The following is a 19,286-nucleotide window of genomic DNA, read 5'->3' on the forward strand; positions in this document are numbered from 1 at the left end:
CAACGCCGCCCTCTTTCGTGCGCAATTTTCCCTTTTTGAATTTTTGAAAGCTAAAAATTTTAATGTAAAGGAGATGTAAAGCTTTGGGACGAAAGTTAAAGGTAGTTGAAAATAACAAAAAACATTTGACTAAAGCTGAAAAAGCTGTACGTGTCGAAATCCAAAAATCAGCTGGTGACGGTTTGATTGAGTTACAACTAACACCTCCTGAACACTTAGGAGAAACAGCGAAAGTTGAATACGCTCGTATAGTTGAAGATTTAAAAAGTTTGCCGGTTCGTGATTTGGATAGAGCAATTTTAGAAAATTATTGCACATGGTACGGTATATATGTTGAAGCAAGTCAAAAAGTAAATGAAATAGGTATTTCTGTTTTTAGCGAAGATAAAGGCATGTGGATTCAGAATCCATTAGTTGTTACGCTCGAAAAAGCGACAAACAATATTAAATCGTGCGCAGCGCAGTTAGGTTTGACTGTCGACAGTCGTATGAAAATGTATGTACCTAAAACAGAAGAAAAGAAAGACACAATGTTTGATAAGTTTGGGAATTAGTGAAAGGAAATAAAGAATGAAGCGAGTAAAAGAATTCTCTATTAAAATAACAGAAGGCGATAGCTGTCCAATTGTGAAAATAGACGGAGAAGAAGTGCTCCACATTGCTAAAGTAAAATTTTGCTTCGAATCCGGAAACGCAATCGATGCACCGTGGGAAAATGGATTCTTTATTGAATTTTTTGACATTAATGATGGTAGAGGGTTCAAAAGAACTCTTGGACAGTCGTTCCGTATTTAGAAATGAAAGGAGGTAATCAAAATAGCTTACGATTATTTAGAGATTCCAGAGCAGTATAAAGATACTGCTTTTTATTATGCGCTCGATGTGGTCGAAGGCAATATCAAAGCTTGTCAGAAAGTTATCAAAGCTTGTCAAAGGCATTTGGATGATTTGAAAAATATTAGTAATTCTGATTTTGAATTTGATTATTTCCCAGAGAAAGCCCAAAACACTATCGATTTTTTGGAGATTTTGCCAGATGTTAAAACAGGCAAAACTTATCCGCTTGCAAGGTTTCAAAAATTCATCATCTCCAGCTTGTATGGTTGGCGGAAGAAGAAAGACCACTCTGTCAGACGCTTCCGCAAGGCTATGGTCTCAGTTGCTCGTAAGAACGGAAAGACCATTTTAATCGCTGGTATTTTGCTATACGAGTTTTTATTTGGTAAGAACCCCGCATTAAGTCGTCAGTTATTCTGTACGGCAAATGACCGCACACAGGCAAGAATTGCATGGACGATGGCTAAGAAGCAGTTAGAAGCTCTTAGAGCTAAGGATAAGGACATTTTCAAAGCTACTAAGATTGTTCGCGATGAGTTAACAAACAAGCGTGATGAATCGTATATCAGGGCATTAAGTCGTGACACTGGGGCAGTTGATGGTTTTGAACCATATGTTGGCGTGCTAGATGAATACGCTGCAAGCAAAACAAATGAAATGATTGAACTTTTGGAATCTGGTCAAGGTCAGCTTGATAATCCATTGATTTTAATTATTTCGACAGCTGGTCTAGATTTGAATGTACCAATGTACACCATTGAATATAAGTACGCTACTAAGATTTTAGATAAGAAAACAGTTGATGATTCGTATTTTGCGTTCATTTCCGAACAAGATGACGAGAAAGAAATTGCTGACGAAAGCAATTGGATTAAGTCAAATCCTATTTTGGAAGTGCCAGCGTTGTATGAAAAAATCATGGATTATTTGCGAAAAAGGCGTAAAACTTCGCTTGAAACGGGTGAAATTAACAAAGTTTTGGTTAAAAATTTCAACATGTGGCGTCAATCTAGCGAAGCCTCTTACATGGATAAACAAACGTGGGAAGATGCACTTATTGATAAGCCAGATACGACTGGCAGACGCGTCTGGATAGGCGTAGACGTTGGACATTCAAGCGACTTGTTTTCAATCAGCACAATGACGATGATGGACGATTATTGGTACGCTGACAGCTTTTCTTTTATCGCTACAAAGTATGGTTTGATAGCTAAAGAAAAGCGGGATGGTGTATCTTATACGAACCTTGAACGCATGGGCGAATGCGAAATTACCGCGCTCGAGTCTGGTGTTATTGATAATGAACGAGTTATGGAAAAACTCGAAGAAATGGTTATTGAAAACGATTGGGAAGTTCAGGGGATTTATTTCGACCCTTATCAATACGGCGCTTTGCTAACGATGATTGAGAAACGACACCCAGAATGGACACAAGTCCAAATCCCACAAACAACAATGGTTCTGAATATGCCGACGAAGCAGTTTAGAGATGACGTCAAAACTGGGAAAATAAAACATTCGGGCAATAAGTTGCTTACAATGGCTGTTAATAATGCTTATACACGAGTTGACAACAACGGTATGCGTATTGATAAGAATAAAAACAGCAATAAAATTGACCCGCTCGATGCTTTACTAGACGCTTATGCGGCTTGTTATCTCGAAGCATTTGACGGCGCAGGTTATTGGACTGACGAAAAAATCTTTGAAAGTGGAGGTCTGTTTTGAAATTTTTTAAAAATAACATTCATACATTACTACTACTAACGGGATTTGGCTTGATTGATTATTCATTTTTTAGATTGGATTTAACAGCTGGCTTTATGTGTTTGGGTTTGATGTGTACATTTTTAGGTTTATATATTGACAAAACCATGCGTTAGAAAGGAGGTGAGACAATGAGCTTTTTTCAGTCGTTAGGAGATTCCAAACTCTCTTATGACGATTATGTCGCTTCGGTAGTGTCTGGCAATGATAGCGCAAAGTATGTTGGTATTTCAGCTCTTAGAAACAGCGATGTACTGACAGCAACATCAATTATTGCTGGTGATATTGCCAGATTTCCGTTAATCAAGAAAAACATCAATGGCGACATCATTCAAGACGAGGACATCAATTATTTGTTGAATGTAAAATCGACTGGCAATGCTTCAGCTCGAACGTGGAAATTTGCGATGGCAGTCAATACTATTTTGACAGGTAATGCTTATTCTCGTATTTTGAGAGACCCACGAACTGGCAATGCGTTGCAATTTCAGTTTTATAAACCATCTGAAACTCGTGTGGAAGAATTAGATAGTCATGAACTTATCTACACTTTCATCGATAGCTTGACAGGCAAAGAGATCACTTGTGGAGCTGATGACGTCATCCATTGGAAATTCTTTAGCCATGACACAATTTTAGGGCGTTCCCCGTTGCTGTCTTTAGGTGATGAAATTAGTTTGCAAAACAGCGGAACAAGTACGCTTTTAAAATTCTTTAAAGACGGTTTTTCAAGCGGTATTTTAAAAATGGAAGGCGCTATGTTGAGTGGTGAAGCTCGCAAAAAGGCTCGTGAAGAATTCGAGAAAATGCGAGAAGGAGCGAAAGGTGGCAGTCCTTTAGTATTTGATAACACGATGACCTACGAACCGTTAGAAATCGATACGAATGTTCTTCAGTTGATTTCAAGTAATAATTTTTCAACTGCTCAAATTGCTAAAGCTTTGCGAATACCTAGCTATAAATTGGGTGTAAATAGCCCTAATCAGTCCGTAGCTCAGCTTACTGAAGACTATGTTACAAATGACTTGCCGTTCTATTTTGACGCGATAACGAGCGAATTAGGTCTTAAAATCTTTAGTCCAAGAGATAGACGGAAATGCCGACTTGAATTTGATACACGTAGCGTTACAGGTCGAAATGTTGATGAGATTGTTAAACTTGTCAATAATACGCTATTAACACCAAACCAAGGGCTTATTGAGCTTGGCAAACAGCCGTCTGATAATCCAGATATGGATAGGTATCAAACAAGCCTTAATTACGTTTTCTTGGACAAGAAAGAAGAATATCAATCATTGAAAGGAGGTGAGGAAAATGCCGAAACGAATTCAGATGAGGGGTCCGCTGATTCCGAATAATAGCCAAGAAGTTTACGACTATTATGGAATGGAAGCGGTCAGCGCTAAATCGATTGCTGAAGCACTTCCAGAAGACGGTTCAGACGTTGTAGTTGAAGTTAATTCAAACGGTGGTTTGGTGACAGTAGGCAGTGATATCTATACAGCGTTGAAAAATTATTCTGGGCACGTTACAGTTGAAGTAACTGGAATGGCTGCAAGTGCTTGTAGTGTTGCAATTATGGGTGCTGACAAGGTTGTCATCAGCCCGACAGCTCAAATTATGATTCACAAGGCTCTGCTTAACGACGTCTCTGGTAATAGTGACGACCTTGAATTAGCAGCAAACGCTTTGAAAGCTAGCGATAAAGGCATTATTAATGCTTACAAAGCTAAAACTGGATTAAGTGAAGATGAATTGCTTGAACTCATGAAAAATGAAACATATATGAGCGCCGATGAAGCTGTTGAAAAAGGCTTCGCTGATGAAATTATGACATTTAACGAATCTGAAGCAGTCGCCAGTATTGGAAACGGCTTGCTACCGCAGGCAGTTATTGATGAATTCTTCGAAGTTCACGGAAAACGCAGAAAAGAAATTGAAGCTATGAAACGTGAAATCGAAAAAGAAGAAATTTTACAAGGACTTTAAGTCCTTTTTATTTTGCACAAAAAAGGAGAAAAAACTATATGTTTGATGAAAAAATCAAAGAATTAAAAGCATCTATCAACTCGCTTTCAACTACTATCGCTGATAAAACAGCACAGGTTAAAAACGCTCTTGAAGCTGATGACCTTGAAAAAGCTCGTACAATCAAAAATGAAATTGACACTGCAAAAGAAGAATTAAAAACAGCTAAAGCCGACCTTGAGCTTTTTGAAGCTACTAAAAATTCAGGTGGAGCCGAAAACAAAACGGGTCGTGAAATTGAAACAGATGATATGACTTACCGCGATAAAATCAACGCATTCTTGCATTCAAAAGGTACTGTTGTTAATGATGGACTTCGCTTTAACGGAAAAGATGAAGTTCTTATCTCAATGAACGAAGTTACACCAGTTGTGCCAAAAACCGATGGTGTTAAGAAAACAGATACTACTAAAGTTACTAGCGAAGAACTTGTAACCACTCCAATGCGTGAAATCAAGACGACTGTTGACTTGAAACCATTCACAACAATTTATCCAGCTAAAAAAGCTTCTGGTAAATATCCAATTTTGAAAAAAGCTACATCAAAAATGGTTAGCGTTGCTGAATTGGAGAAAAACCCAGCTCTTGCTAAACCAGAATTCGAACAAGTGGACTGGTCTGTCGAAACATATCGTGGAGCTATTCCGGTTTCACAAGAATCTGTTGACGATGCAGATGTTGATTTGATTAGCATTGTTGCTGAAACAGTCGGTCAAATTAAAGTTAACACAACCAATTCAGCTATTGCCGACGTACTTAAAACATTTACAGCTAAAACAGTAGCAAACGTTGATGACATTAAGAAAATTCTCAATGTCGACCTTGACCCTGCTTATGACGTGGCATTCGTGGTTTCACAAAGCTTCTACCAAATTCTTGACACTCTTAAAGACGGAAATGGTCGCTATCTTTTGCAAGATTCAATCACTGCAGTAACTGGCAAAGTCTTGCTTGGCAAACCAGTATTCGTTCTCTCTGATGAAATTCTTGGTGCATCTGGAGAAGCTAAAGCGTTTGTTGGTGATTTCAAACGTGGTGTCTTGTTCGCAGACCGTAAAGACCTTGGGCTTCGTTGGGCAGATAACGAAATCTATGGTCAATACTTGCAAGCTGTTCTTCGTTTTGGCGTTAAGAAAGTTGATGCGAAAGCTGGCTACTTCGTAACATTTACACCCAGCGAAGGCTGATGCGGAAATCGTAAGCGTTCCGACTGAGGCTAACACAATTACAGAGATTAAAGCTTACTTAGATACTAAAGGCATTAGCTATACAAGTAGTAGGACTAAAGCTGAATTATTGAACTTAATAAATTCTTAAGGAGGTAGCTAGATGGCAGACTCACAAGAATTATTGGAGGCGGTTAAGCTCTATTGCAAGATTGACTTTGACTTTGAAGATAGCATTTTGGAAGAAATGATTGAAGCTGCGCAAGAACAGATTTGCTTTGCGATTGAAGCTGGTTCAACACCAGAGGATTTTGCGGGTTACAAAAAATTCGATCTTGCTGTTAAAAAACAAGTCAAAGAAGATTACGAACATAGAGGTGTTACTGCTGATAGCGACCGTTACCCACTGGCGAATGGTGTGTTAAATATCGTTCATCAGTTGCGCTTGCGAGGTGGTGACAATGCTGACACGTAAGATGAATGTGCGTATCACCATTTTTAAAAGAGAAGGTGGGCAAAACGAAGATGGCGAAGTTTTAGACAATGTCAGAACAGACATCATGAGTTGTTGGGCTGAAGTGTCTAAGACGACTGTTAAAGATTTTCGTGAGAATACGACAGGCAAACAAGCAGATAATGCAACGTTGACTAAAACGAGCGACACGAAAGTCTTTTTAATTCGCTATATGCCTAAACCACCTTTTGACAATTCAATGTTCGTTGATTTTAACGGGCTTGAATATAAGATTGAAAAAATGGAAGTTGATTACGCCAACAAGGAAATGATTATGATAAGCGGGGTGCGTGTCGAATGACATCTGGACTCGATGAAATCTTATCTAATCTTACGAAACTGCAAGTTAAAGCACCTAAAACAGCAAGAGCAGCGGTAACTGAAGTTGCTGAAGAATTTGAAAAACAATTGAAAGCAAACACACCTAGAGAAAGCAGATCTATCGAACATTTGCAAGAGGACACAGCGATTAGTGGCTTTAAAGGCGCTAGTGAAGGAATTGTCTCGAAAGAAATTGGTTATGGTAATGCTACGGGGTGGCGTGCGAAGTATCCTGATTCAGGAACGATTTATCAACGAGGCCAAGAGTTTGAAGAAAAAACAATCAATCAAATGACGCCCGTTGCTAAGAAAATTTTTGCAGAAAAGGTGAAGGAGGGCTTAGATTTATGATTGCCGAAACGACGGCGTACAAGCTTTTAAGTAACGATGTTCAATTGAATGAGCTGTTTGACAGCTATCGTGGAGGGAAGTTTGGGGGCGGTTTTAAACAAGGAATTTTCACTTATGACATTCCAGAGAAACCGACCAACATGAAGAAAAAAGAACTGGCTCCATTTCTGCGAATTAACACGATTTACGATGCGCCAAATGCATATGCTGACGATGGCTATATTGGCACAGAACAGCGTATTGTCATCAATTTTTGGTGTCAGACGGCCGCGCAATCAGAAGCAATTGTAAAACGCATCGATGCCATTCTAACCGAAGCGGGTTTTGAATGGTATACAGCTAACGAAACGCCTCGATATAAAGATAACGATATTGGCTTACTTATGAACGTAAGAAAATATCGTTTTTTTGATTGGGGCAATTAAAAGAAAGAAGGAATTAATACATGGGTAAAGTAAAATTTGGACTTAGTGGTTGTGAATATGGCGTTTTGAATAATGCCGAAAAAGTTACACAAAGCAAACGTCTTCCAGGACTTACAAGCGCAAAACTTGAGCTAACAAACGAACTAAAAACACTCTCAGCTGATGACGGACCATACGTTGTCGTTTCGGGTGGTATTACAGAAGCTAAATTGACAATTGAAACATATGACTTGACATCTGATGCACGCAAAGATTTCTTTGGCATTACTGTCGAAAACGGTGTTGAAAAATACACTAAAGACCTTACACCGAACGACGTCGCAATTTTGTTCCGCACTAAAATGGACGACGGCAAATATGTATGGGTTGGCCTCTTGAAAGGTAAATTCAATTTGCCTAGTTTTGAAGCGTCTACTATTGATGGTGCGCCAGATCCTAAAGCTGACTCAATTGAAGGAAGCTTCGTGGCTCGTGGCGGCGAAGAAGGCACAGTTCTCTTGATTGGTCGTGAAGATGCAGAAGGCTTTGAACTAACAGCATTCAAAAAAATGGTATTTCCAACTGCGGAATAATCAACTGGCCGCATTTTGTGGCCTTTTATTTTTATGTGAGGAAAAATTATGTACGAAATTAAATTGAAAAAAGGCGGCGTTACCAAAGAATACGCAAAAGAATACATCAATGTTGAAGATAACCTTTTAGCCGTTGACCACAACGCACGTCAAAACGCTTTTATTTCAAATGATAAAGCTGCTTTCGATTCGAAACAGACACGTAAACTTAACGAAGCATATCTTCAAATGTTCGTTGATATGTATGGCAAGCAATTCACTGTTGCGGATTTGAAAACTGCAGACGTTGAGACGTTGAACGTTCTTGACAAGCTTTATGTTGATGCTTTTGGTCGTGGTGAAAACAACGAAGAGGAAGATGCCGAAAAAAAGGAATAACACCAGAGCAAGCCAAGTCTAACTTGTTAAAAATGATTCAATCGCTTTTGAATAGCGGCTACACAATTCTTGATATTAAGAAAATGCAACTATCAGATTTTGAGCTGATGGTGGAAGCATTAGAACAAGAAACAGTAGCAGAAGAAACTGAGACAACGTTAGATAAAGCTTTTCCTTTCCTATTTGGTTAGAAGGGAGGATAAATGACAAACATAGGTAAATTGGTAGCCACTGCTACGCTCGACATAGCGCCGTTTCAAACCAACACAAAACAATTGAAAACTTACATGCGTGGCATCGACAGCTCTTTGAAAGCCGTTGAAAAATCTATTAGCGGTCAAGGGAGTAAAATCAAAGGTTTACGTGCCGTCTATAATGAAACAGGACAAGCTCTCAAAGGCTATCAGTCATTACTAGTACAGCAATCTCAAAAATATAATGCTTTGAAGTCTGAAATAGGGGACTTCTCGACAGCGACAGCAGCTCAAAAAGACGCTCTGATTGGCGCACATACAGCGATGATGGATACCGCAGCTAAAGTAAGCGAGTTACAAGGACGTTTACAAGGCTTAGCTACTGAAATGAGTGTGTTTACTCGAATGGGCTCGGCAATGACCAATTTTGGTAACACGCTTCAAAACGTCGGCGGTAAGATGACAGGGCTTGGGAATGCCATGACGGTTGGTGTGACAGCGCCAATTGTAGCAGGAGTTGGAGCCGTCGTTAAATCTGCCATGTCTTGGGAAAGCGCCTTTGCTGGCGTTAAAAAGACCAACGATGAAGTCGTTGATTCGACTGGTAATGTTGTTTATTCGTATGCAGACCTCGAAAATGGTCTCCGTGGTTTGGCAGCACAACTGCCAGCGAGTCACCAAGAAATTGCAGGGGTTGCCGAAGCGGCAGGGCAGTTAGGTATCAAGTCACAAGACGTTGTTAGTTTCACGAAAACAATGATTGATATGGGTGAGTCAACTAACTTGTCAGCCGAAGACGCAGCATCAGCAATTGCTAAGATTGCGAACATAACTGGTTTAACATCAGATGAATACCAACGATTTGGTAGTTCGGTAGTAGCTTTGGGTAACAATTTCGCAACAACTGAATCAGACATTGTCAGCATGGCTAACCGTTTAGCGGCTTCTGGAACATTGGCAGGTTTGACTAACCAAGAAATTCTAGGTCTTGCAACCGCGATGTCTTCTGTCGGTATTGAAGCAGAAGCTGGGGGAACTGCAATGACACAAACCCTATCAGCTATCGAATCTGCGGTAGCTGCTGGCGGGGAAGACCTACAAAAATTTGCTACAGTCGCTGGCGAATCTGCACAAGAATTCGCTGATAAATGGAAAAATCATCCAATCGAAGCTATCCAAGATTTCATTCGAGGTCTTGGGAAACTTGACGAAAAAGGCGAGAGTGCCACTATGGTGTTGGACGACATGCAACTTTCTGGTGTTCGTCAGTCTAACATGCTTAAATCATTAGCACTTGCCGCAGACACGATGACTGGCGCAGTTGACTTATCGAACAAAGCGTGGAGTGAAAATACGGCGCTTACTAACGAAGCAAGCACACGTTATGAAACGACTGAATCAAAGCTTAAAATGTTAAAAAACCAAGTGGTCGATATGGCTATCGACTTCGGTGGTCCGTTCGTCGATGCATTGAAAAATGGTCTCGAGGCTTCTAAACCACTCATTCAGACGTTGTCTGACATGGCCAAGAAATTCAACGAGCTCAGTCCAGCTCAGCAACAGCACATTATGAAGTGGCTAGCCATTTCAGCAGCTGCTGGTCCAGCGCTTTCGATTTTAGGAAAACTAACAACTGGTCTCGGCAGCATGTTTAAAGTCTTCGGTTCAGTCAATAGTGGAATTGGAAAACTTGTCGGCAAGCTCGCACCAATGGCTTCTGGCTTAACTGGTGTTGGAAGTGCAGCAGGTGGTGCGGTAGGTGCCGCATCTAACTTCGGTGGTGCCGTTGGACTGTTATCAAATCCGCTTGGTTTAGTTGTAGGAGGTGCAGCAGCACTTGCTGGTGGTTTGGTTGTATTAGCTAATGCTAAACAACATGCTACTGAACAGGCTCAAAAATACGGAACAACGCTTTCTGGCGAAACAAAAGGTGCACTTGACCAATTCGGAACTGCAGTAACGAACACTAAGATAGCTATGACTAACTTTGAAACCGGCGCAGTGCAGTCTGCTGATAATGTCAAGACAGCAGTGGCAGATATGATGAAACAAATCACGCAAGGTGCCAGTGACACCAAAACTCGAATAGATGAGCTCGCTCAAAAATACGGTTTTACCGATGAGCAGGTAGCCGCAGCGAAAGCTAAACAAGACCAGATTGTTTCGAATTCGCAAGCGATGGCAGACCAAATCACGTCAATTTACGAGAAACACAATGGCGACGTCAGCAAATTGACCGCTACTGAAAAGACGATTGTTGAAAACAATATGAGAGAACTTTGCAAAGCTCGTATTCAGGAATTGGGCCTTGGTAAAGATAAAGAAAAAGCTATCCTCAGAGTCTTTAACGGTGATGTTAAAAACATGACGATGGCACAGCTCAAAGACCAATCTTCGGCTTTGAAAGCTGCGATGAAAGAAGAACAAAAATCGTATAAACAACAGCGGAGCGATTTGAAAGAATCACTAAAACTCGGTCTTATGGATCAAGAGGAATACAACACGAAAATGGCTACGCTCAAGGCACAACACAATGCGACGATGTCTGAATTCGGTAAAGCACTAATTAAAGTAGCACAAGAACAAGATGCTCAAAGTGGCCAGTTTGGTGTGTACGCTGAAAAGGTTCGAAAAGTCTTGGCAGATTATGGCATGAGCTTTGAAGATTTGTCGAACCAAGCTTTGGAGTCTGCTAATAAAATAGGTCAAAATACATCGATGATTGGTACATATGCTGCCGATATGTCATCAGATGCAAGAACCGCTACCGACGAATGGAATTCTTTGACGCTCGATTTGTTAACTGGTGAACTTAAAACGAATGCAGTGCAAGAAGTAGCAAAAGCTTTGACTGCTGAAAACGGTTGGAACAACATGGAATTCATTCTCAAGAATGCCAATATAAATTCCAACGCTCGCGTAGAAGTTGCAGACGCTTTGCAAAAATTAGGCGAATGGGACAATACGACACCTGAGCAAAAAGAATTGTTGTTTCAAAACGACAAAGGTTTGTTAGCTATTTACCAATCTAAAGACCAGCTCGATATTTGGAACGGTATGCCGACAAACGTTAAAGAACTTTTGTGTGAAAATGAAAAATTCACTTCGAACGCAGGAACAGCTAAAGAAATGCTTGACAAGTGGAATAATGCAACACCAGATCAAAAAGATTTGATAGCGCACAACCAAACGTCTGACGCAGTCAGCGCAGCAATCAACATGCTTTTGACTGTACCTGATGACAAAAACACTAATTTGACAGCCACTGATAACACAGGCGGCAGCACAGCGTCTGCCCAAGGCAAAATCAATGACGTTAATCAGAAATCTATTCCTGGAATCTTAGCATCCGATTTAACAGGTGGGGCTACGGGTTCTGCACAAGGTAAAATCAACAACGTTAATCAGAAATCAGTTCCTGGCATCTTAGCGTCTGATTTGACTGGTGGAGCAACATCAAGCGCCAAAGGGAACATCAATAGCGTTAAGGGCAAAACAGTGCACATCACTGCGGTAGACCGCGCTTCTAGCGTGATTTCCGGAATCAAAGGATGGTTGGAGACTCTGCACGATAAAGTCGTTAATATCAGGACGAACCACACTAAAAATGAAAAAGGTACGAACTTCCACCCAGGTGGCTTAGCGCTCGTCAATGACCAAAAGGGCGGTACTTATCGAGAGTTAATTACTTTGCCTGACGGAACTAGCTTCATTCCGAAAGACCGTAACGTTATGTTGCCGTTGCCTCGAGGTTCGAAAGTCCTACCTGCCAACAAAACAAAACAACTGTTTCCTCGATATGCGAACGGCATTGGCTTTGAAAATACTCGTGTTGCAGATGTCGCACAAAGAATCGGTAATTTGCAAGGCAACAGCGATGTAGCTGTCATCCAAAACGGCGGTAGTGACACACATCGCATGATTGGCAAAATTATTGATTTGATTATCGAAAATACACACAGTATTGAGCGTTTAGCAGACAGACAAGTGATTATTGAAAATTACATGGATACTGAACGTGTTGGACGCTCTGTAGCAAAGTCAGTAACTAGTGAACAAGAGCGTCAGGAATCCATTAAAAATGCAATCTATGGGAAAGGGTGGTAAAAATCGAAAGAGTATATTTTAACGGACAAGAGTTAACACAATACATTACAGTCACGTCTGATTTTCATTTGTGGCAAGGTGCTGATTTCGACCCACAGTTTAGCGAAAGTGAAATTTTAAGTGGTTCAGACTTCAATTACACACGTTTCAACGTAAAAAAAATTCCAGTTCCGTTTTACAATGTAGCCGGAACAACACAAGAATACAACAAATTGATGGCTATTCTTAACGTTGCCGAGCCTAAAGAGTTGCGTTTTAGCAGTCTACCAAACATAACGTTTCAGGCTATTCCTAGCGGTAACATTGATTATGAAAGGTTAACTCGGCGAGACGGCAAGGGTACGATTAACTTTATTATCGCAGACGGCTTAGCACATTCAAAAGCAGCACGAGAGTTTGGATTTGCTAAGAATTCTGACGGCATTTGGGAAACTGAAATCGTCAACGACGGAAGCGAAGACGCATATGTCAATTACGAAATTAAGCTCAAGAAAGAATCTGGTTTTGTTGGCATTGTTAGCGAATACGGCGCTATGCAGTTTGGGAAAGTTGACGAAGCGGATGGTTACATCGATCGCAAAAACGTCGTGATAACCAGCAATCAAAAAGGTGATTTTGCCAATTGGACTGACGGCACAGTTAACTACGAGAATACCAACAAAATTATTACAACCACAATGACCGCTGACACCTCTTACGGCGGTCGTCTTGGTTTATTGCCAAGCTCTTTTAAAACGAGCGGAACGTCTGGCGCTTATCAATATGGTGCGGTTAAGGAATACACACTAACCAATCCAATTTCTCAATGGTATATTTGGGCTAGAGCTTGGTTTGAAACCGGACTGATGGGGCAAACTGGCGCTTGGTGTTTAACGGTCCTTGACGAGAACAATCATCTCATAGCTGGCATGGCAATTGAGAAAGACGACACAGTTGGTAATACTGCAAATGTTCGCTTCTTAATGGGTGACGGTTCGGGTGGTAGCCGTACGGTTAAGACGATTCCGTTTACACCTTCGTACTGGTTTCCACCTAACCCGTACGGTTCAGAGGGACGTGATACGTACTCGAATATGTTTGATTTAGTCAAAGAGAAAGACCGTGTGCAGTTCTTCTGGTATGGTGGCTATTATCCGTATTATGATTCTCGCTTGGCAAATGTCAAAGCGAAGAAAATTCAATTCTTTGTCGGACAGTACGCAGGACGAAATACGACAGACAGAAAGGTCACACACCATTATCTAAATGATTTTAGTTTCTATCAATTGCATGTTGATTATTGGAAAGATGTCCCTAATCGCTATCCAAACGGTTCAACGATTGCTATTGATGGTGAAAAAGGACAAATCAAAGTCAATAATCAAATTCGTCCAGACGACGAAATTTTAGGAACAACTTATTTTAAAGTGCCACCCGGAAAAACAAAGGTGCAGTTAATACTTTCTAGCTTTGCGGAAATTACTTCTGCCACAGCGACAATACAGGAGGTTTACATTTGACAAAAAATAATGTACGTATTGCGATTCGTGATTCAACAGACAGCCATAACGTGGCTTTTTTTGATAATCAGGCAGGAATCAAATATAAGAGTGCCAATTTGCAACGTTTCTTGGCTGGCTCGGCAAGTATTTTAACGATTAAGTACAATTCAAAAGACATTGACACCATTCGTTCTGGCTGTAAGCTTGCTTTTCGTTATAAAAATCGTGATTACTGGCTTAATGTCATGAGCTTCGAGAAGAAAGGTTTCGAAGTTGAATTGACAGCTTATTCGCTTGGTCTTGAATTGAATAATGAAACTCGTGGCGAACATAAACCAGCGAATGCTATGTCAATTGCTGAATATGTGGCTTATTACGACCCAGAACACGCTTTAACAATCGGCGTTAATGAAGTATCTGACAAACGAATCAAATTGGAATGGACGGGAACAGACACGATTCTGGCACGTCTTTTTTCTGTCGCGAACAGCTTTGGCGCTGAACTTGACTTTAACGTAGAACTCAATGACGATTACTCACTTAAACGTCAAGTACTGAATATTTACAAAAAAGGTAATCTTGGCACAAATAAGGTCAGTCAGCCTGTAAGAGTTGGCAAAGAGCTTAAAGTCATCAACTACAGCGATAATATTAAAGAGTTAAGAACAGCAGTACGCGCTACTGGTAAAGACGGTTTAACCATTGACGGTCTTAATAAAAAAATTTACGACAACAATAAAGAGCTACTCTATTACTCAAGTGGTATGACAGTCTATGCGCCACAATCTCGTGACCGCTTTCCATCTGTCGGCAAAGGCTCAAATGACAACTGGATTGTTGAAGATTTGGGTGAAACACAGTACGAGACCAAAGAAGCACTCTGGGGCTATATGTATGGAGAAATCCAAAAGAAGTCTTTACCAGAAATCACCTACGAAGTCGAAGGTGCTATAGAAGCTGGTATTGGCGACACGCAAACATTGATTGATGATATTCATTTTGAACCAGCACTTTATGTACAAGCTCGGGTGTCTGAACTTGAAGATGACATCTTGACAGGCAAAGTGACAAAATCAACGTTTATCAACTTTGAACGCAAATACAGTCAGATTGCAGACATCTTATTAAAACAGGTTGAAGCACTCGCAGAAGACGCAGCCCCTTACATTATCCGCCTATCAACCAACAACGGTTATATTTTTAAAAATGGTGAGGGGTCAAGCACAATCACCGCACGTCTTGAGAAATACAGCAAAGACATAGCGGCAACATGGAAGTGGGTCGTTGATAATAAGGTTGTTGGAACTGGTGACAAACTAACGGTTAAGGCTGAACAGGTCACGAACACAATGGCTGTCACGGTCATTGCTTACGTTAATGGCAATGAAGTTGTACGCGACTACATGACCTTTTCAAACAGCGATGACGGTGTAGGTGTTGAATCTATCGACCGCTATTTCACATCAAGTGACCAATCGGACGGCGTGACAATCGAAGGAGCAGAATGGTCTGATAAACCACCAGCACCGACAGAAGACGGCAAGTATTTATGGGCATATGATGAAATCACTTATACAGACGGCACAGTTACCACGACGAAACCAGCCGCTGTTGGTGCAAACTTTGACGTCGATGCCTTTCGCGCTGAAATCGCCGAAGACCTAAAAGACGTACCAAACCGTGAAGAATTTGAAAACAAAATTGCCGAGGAATTGGCTAACTCAAAAGCGGAAATCGAAACGCAGATTGAAACAGCCAAAACGCAAGCGGAAAGCAATGCCAAAGAATATGCTGATACGATTAACCAAGAAACAGCCAAGGTTGCAGAGCTTGCCAATGCAGCAGCTGGCGAAATCAAGGCGGACTTGGTTAACGTTAAAAACAACTTAACTGAGACAAGTCTTGTCGCAAACAATGCCCAAGCAGCAGTTGATGCAGCTAAGCAAGAATTGACCGAAGTCGCTAATGAGTTAAGCACAGCTAAGCAAGACCTTACCAACTCGGTTGCTGAAGTCAATACCAAGGTGGATAGCACCAAATCAGAGCTTACGCAAGCCAAACAAGACTTGGTGAGCCACGCCCAACAATTGCAGACGCAAGCCAATGCCCAAACGGAATTGACCAACCGTGTGACGACTGTTGAAACGACTGCTAACGGCACGAAGACGACTGTCAGTGAATTAAGTAAGACAGTAGCTCAAAACGGAAAAGACATTACTAGCGTTACTGCACGTACTAAAGTAGTCGAAGATGATTTGGCAGGAACTAAAACAACGCTATCTCAAGTTAAGACGACAGCTGACAGTACCAGTCAAAAAACAGCTACTTTAGAAACTGGCTTGAATGGTTTGAATGCGAGATTTGATAGCTTGTCAGTTGGCGGAGCTAACTTATTTAAAGGTAGTCGTGATTTTAGTGGAAGTTGGTTGAATGGCGGCTCTGCAGTATATGCTGAAGATTATCAAGGTGTTAAAATCTTTAAAAAGCAAAATGTGTGGGGTGGAGTCTCGCAGTTTTTCGAGGCGAAAACTGGTGAAGAATATGTATTTAGTGCATACGTCAAAAGTAGCGCAGAAACCGATAGAATCTCATTTTACTTGAATCACAGTTCAAAACAACCTCAGGCAGGAGGTATTGTAAGTTTTGAGAATGCCGACGGTAGAGATGCTATAAGTTTTGATTTGTCAGATACATATAAACGTATCGCCATTAAAATCAAAATCACTCATGGTGGCTGGATGATGCCACGATTAGAACGTTATAATACTGATGCATATTTGTTTTTTGGTGGCTATAAGCTAGAGCACGGCAATGTTGCAACTGATTACAGCCCGAACGAATCCGACATCGAGCAAAAAGTAGCTGAGTACAAACAGAATGCAGATCAAAACTACGCAAGCTTGCAAACGACCGTCCAAAATCTGGACGGAACAGTGCAGCAGAACAAGACCACTGCTGAGCAAACAGCAGCAGGATTCAAAACACGTATTGAATCGCTTGAAACATACAAAGATGGGGAAACCACACGAGCTAATCAATACTTCGAGAGCGCTAAGACTGAAACGGCTCGTCAATTGACTGCTGAACGTACAGCGATTGCTAAGGACTACGTTGCTAAGTCAACATATACTAGTGATGTCACGGGCATTCGCAACGAACTATCAGCAACCACTTCGACCGCTAATGCTACTAAAACCAATCTTGCTAATTACCAAGCTAGCAATGATAGAGCTGTGGCTAACTTGCAAAGCAATCTACAAACAGCGAATGGCAATATTAGCAGTTTGCAGACAAAAGTTGAAGCAGTGCCTGGTCAGATTACAAGTGCAGTCAGCTCAGTTGAGGGGAAGATACCGAAAAGCGTTGGCGGACGAAATTTACTTGTTAAAACCAACCAAGGTAAGACGAATTGGTCATGGTCTATTTCGAGCGGTGGAGGGACTGCAGAAAATTATGACGTTGATGGCGTTAATGCGGTTAAATTAACACGCACGTCTGATAGTTCGGCATCGTGGAGCTACATTTCATATAGTGGTTTACGTCGCAATCTTATTGAACCAAATACAAAATATACACTTTCGTTTGATGTTTATCCGAGTCAGGACGTAACCTTCACAGCGTCATTGGTGATTGGAGATGGAAGAGGACCACTCACCGATAGCGCGATAATGAATAAAGCCACAGCCAATCAATGGACAAAAGTCTCTTGTGTTTTGACTAGTAAAGAGACTTTGTCAGATTTGGTAGGACAAGTTGTTTACTTACAAGGTATGCCAACCGCCAACGGGAATTGGCTAATTATTAAAAACATCAAACTTGAAGAAGGTGTAGTTCCATCTGACTGGTCACCTGCTCCCGAAGACTACGACAGCAAGCTAGCCACAGTGCAGTCTGAATTCAAACAGACGACTGATGCAATCAAAGCCAGCGTGTCTTCGTTGGATAATTCAACGGTTAAGAGTTCTAGTTTGACTATTAACGCAGACGGTATTGTCATGAAAGCTGGCAAGTCAACAACTGACGTTGCCAATGCGATTGGGTCTTATTTTGCTGTTAACCAAAACGCTATCAACTTATTTTCTGACAAAATTAACGTCAAAGGGAACATGATTGTTAGCGGAGCAATTACCAGTGATAAGATTGCTAGCAAACAAATCAATACATCACACCTTAATGGTAAAATTATTACTGCCGATGTGATTTCAAGTAACGCCGTGACTGCTGACGCTATCAAGGCTGGTGCAGTCACCACAGACAAAATGAGCGCTAACAGTATCAACGGCGACAGGATTACCGCTGGCACTCTAGACGCTGCTAAAATAAAAGCTGGTAGCATTTCCGCCAGTCAGATTGCTAGTGGCACGCTAACTAGTGAGCAGATTAAGGCTGGCGCTATTAAATCTATCAATATTGAGGCAAGCGCCATCACGAGCGACAAGATAGCTTCAAACTCCATCGATGCCTCTAAAATTGTGACAAATGGCTTAACCGCTAACATTATCAAGGGTGGTAAACTCCAATCACTATCCAATGCTACAAACTTCGAGCTAGACACTGGTAAGCTATTCTACAATAACAATAATACGGGTGTCTTTCGTGTGCAGAGTGGTGCAAGTACGATGGGCTTGAAATTTACCAACACGGCCATAACCGTAAACGGTAGCAGCAAGGTCTTATCTCGTGTAATTTTAGGTGGTGACCGTCGGGAAAGTACGCTTGACGATGGCAAGTGGGACCAAGGTGGATTTACTGGTATAGTCGCTGAAACCATCAACGGCGTAGCGTCTAATGCCCACGATAAAGCGGATACCTTGCGAGCCATCGGGGATAACATTTACTTTACTCACTCATATGAAACCGACGCACTGACAGGCGTGTCTGCCGCAGGGTGGAAAATGGAAACCTATGCCCCTGACACTAGTTACAAAGGTAACGTAGTTTTGAAACCTTACGGGGTCAGCTATCGTCAGTCCAACATCGTAGTTGGCGACCTTCGTTTGGACAATGGTGACGGCTCAGGCTACTGGATGCGGGCTACAATTAACGTACTCAAAGCTTGTTTTGGTCACATCGTTAACGGAGGTATATCAAGCGATGCACTAAACGCAATCAAATCAGAATTAAACAAAATTTCAGGAACGTAAT

16 protein-coding genes are annotated in these 19,286 nt (G+C 41.2%); all 16 read left to right on the plus strand.

All coding sequences use genetic code 11. The features are described 5' to 3' along the window. Nucleotides 1–83 precede the first annotated feature (83 nt). The 16 genes from HFK82_RS02710 to HFK82_RS08740 all read left to right on the plus strand — a co-directional run bounded on the left by HFK82_RS02710 (nt 84) and on the right by HFK82_RS08740 (nt 19,285). The gene (locus HFK82_RS02710) at nt 84–554 is read left to right on the plus strand and encodes a phage terminase small subunit P27 family (protein ID WP_168260709.1); all 471 of its coding nucleotides are present in this window, start codon (nt 84–86) and stop codon (nt 552–554) included. Between the two features lie 16 nt (nt 555–570). After that, the gene (locus HFK82_RS02715; protein WP_168260710.1) at nt 571–795 is read left to right on the plus strand and encodes a hypothetical protein; all 225 of its coding nucleotides are present in this window, start codon (nt 571–573) and stop codon (nt 793–795) included. A gap of 15 nt (nt 796–810) precedes the next feature. Continuing rightward, nucleotides 811–2,565 carry a terminase TerL endonuclease subunit gene (locus HFK82_RS02720; protein WP_168261016.1) on the plus strand — a complete coding sequence of 585 codons (1,755 nt, stop codon included), beginning with the start codon at nt 811–813 and terminating at the stop codon, nt 2,563–2,565. A gap of 170 nt (nt 2,566–2,735) precedes the next feature. Then, nucleotides 2,736–3,962 carry a phage portal protein gene (locus HFK82_RS02725; RefSeq protein ID WP_168260711.1) on the plus strand — a complete coding sequence of 409 codons (1,227 nt, stop codon included), beginning with the start codon at nt 2,736–2,738 and terminating at the stop codon, nt 3,960–3,962. Then, entirely contained in the window at nt 3,919–4,593 is a 675-nt protein-coding gene (locus tag HFK82_RS02730) for a head maturation protease, ClpP-related (protein ID WP_168260712.1), read from the plus strand. Before HFK82_RS02725 ends, HFK82_RS02730 begins: the two co-directional genes overlap by 44 nt. Nucleotides 4,594–4,631: 38 nt before the next feature. Continuing rightward, nucleotides 4,632–5,819 carry a phage major capsid protein gene (locus tag HFK82_RS02735; protein WP_168260713.1) on the plus strand — a complete coding sequence of 396 codons (1,188 nt, stop codon included), beginning with the start codon at nt 4,632–4,634 and terminating at the stop codon, nt 5,817–5,819. 142 nt (nt 5,820–5,961) lie between these two features. Further along, a complete protein-coding gene (locus HFK82_RS02740; protein ID WP_168260714.1) occupies nt 5,962–6,273 on the plus strand; it encodes a head-tail connector protein in 312 nt (103 codons plus the stop codon). Continuing rightward, the gene (locus tag HFK82_RS02745; RefSeq protein ID WP_143887964.1) at nt 6,260–6,613 is read left to right on the plus strand and encodes a phage head closure protein; all 354 of its coding nucleotides are present in this window, start codon (nt 6,260–6,262) and stop codon (nt 6,611–6,613) included. Before HFK82_RS02740 ends, HFK82_RS02745 begins: the two co-directional genes overlap by 14 nt. Then, nucleotides 6,610–6,984, plus strand: coding sequence for an HK97-gp10 family putative phage morphogenesis protein (locus HFK82_RS02750; RefSeq protein WP_168260715.1), 375 nt, complete (start codon nt 6,610–6,612; stop codon nt 6,982–6,984). Before HFK82_RS02745 ends, HFK82_RS02750 begins: the two co-directional genes overlap by 4 nt. Continuing rightward, a complete protein-coding gene (locus tag HFK82_RS02755; RefSeq protein ID WP_168260716.1) occupies nt 6,981–7,409 on the plus strand; it encodes a hypothetical protein in 429 nt (142 codons plus the stop codon). The genes HFK82_RS02750 and HFK82_RS02755 overlap by 4 nt, the downstream gene beginning before the upstream one ends. 20 nt (nt 7,410–7,429) lie before the next feature. Then, nucleotides 7,430–7,981 carry a major tail protein gene (locus HFK82_RS02760; RefSeq protein ID WP_168260717.1) on the plus strand — a complete coding sequence of 184 codons (552 nt, stop codon included), beginning with the start codon at nt 7,430–7,432 and terminating at the stop codon, nt 7,979–7,981. A gap of 48 nt (nt 7,982–8,029) precedes the next feature. After that, nucleotides 8,030–8,359 (plus strand): hypothetical protein, encoded by a 330-nt coding sequence (locus tag HFK82_RS02765; protein ID WP_168260718.1) that lies wholly within the window; start codon nt 8,030–8,032, stop codon nt 8,357–8,359. A gap of 23 nt (nt 8,360–8,382) precedes the next feature. Then, entirely contained in the window at nt 8,383–8,550 is a 168-nt protein-coding gene (locus HFK82_RS02770) for a hypothetical protein (protein WP_168260591.1), read from the plus strand. A 12-nt stretch (nt 8,551–8,562) separates the two neighbouring features. Beyond that, a complete protein-coding gene (locus tag HFK82_RS02775) occupies nt 8,563–12,660 on the plus strand; it encodes a phage tail tape measure protein (RefSeq protein WP_168260719.1) in 4,098 nt (1,365 codons plus the stop codon). Further along, entirely contained in the window at nt 12,654–14,159 is a 1,506-nt protein-coding gene (locus HFK82_RS02780) for a distal tail protein Dit (protein WP_336497890.1), read from the plus strand. The genes HFK82_RS02775 and HFK82_RS02780 overlap by 7 nt, the downstream gene beginning before the upstream one ends. Next, nucleotides 14,156–19,285 carry a hypothetical protein gene (locus HFK82_RS08740; protein WP_206151189.1) on the plus strand — a complete coding sequence of 1,710 codons (5,130 nt, stop codon included), beginning with the start codon at nt 14,156–14,158 and terminating at the stop codon, nt 19,283–19,285. Before HFK82_RS02780 ends, HFK82_RS08740 begins: the two co-directional genes overlap by 4 nt. Nucleotide 19,286 lies beyond the last annotated feature (1 nt).

This window comes from Streptococcus alactolyticus (assembly GCF_012277075.1).
GTDB classification, from domain to species: Bacteria; Bacillota; Bacilli; order Lactobacillales; family Streptococcaceae; genus Streptococcus; species Streptococcus alactolyticus.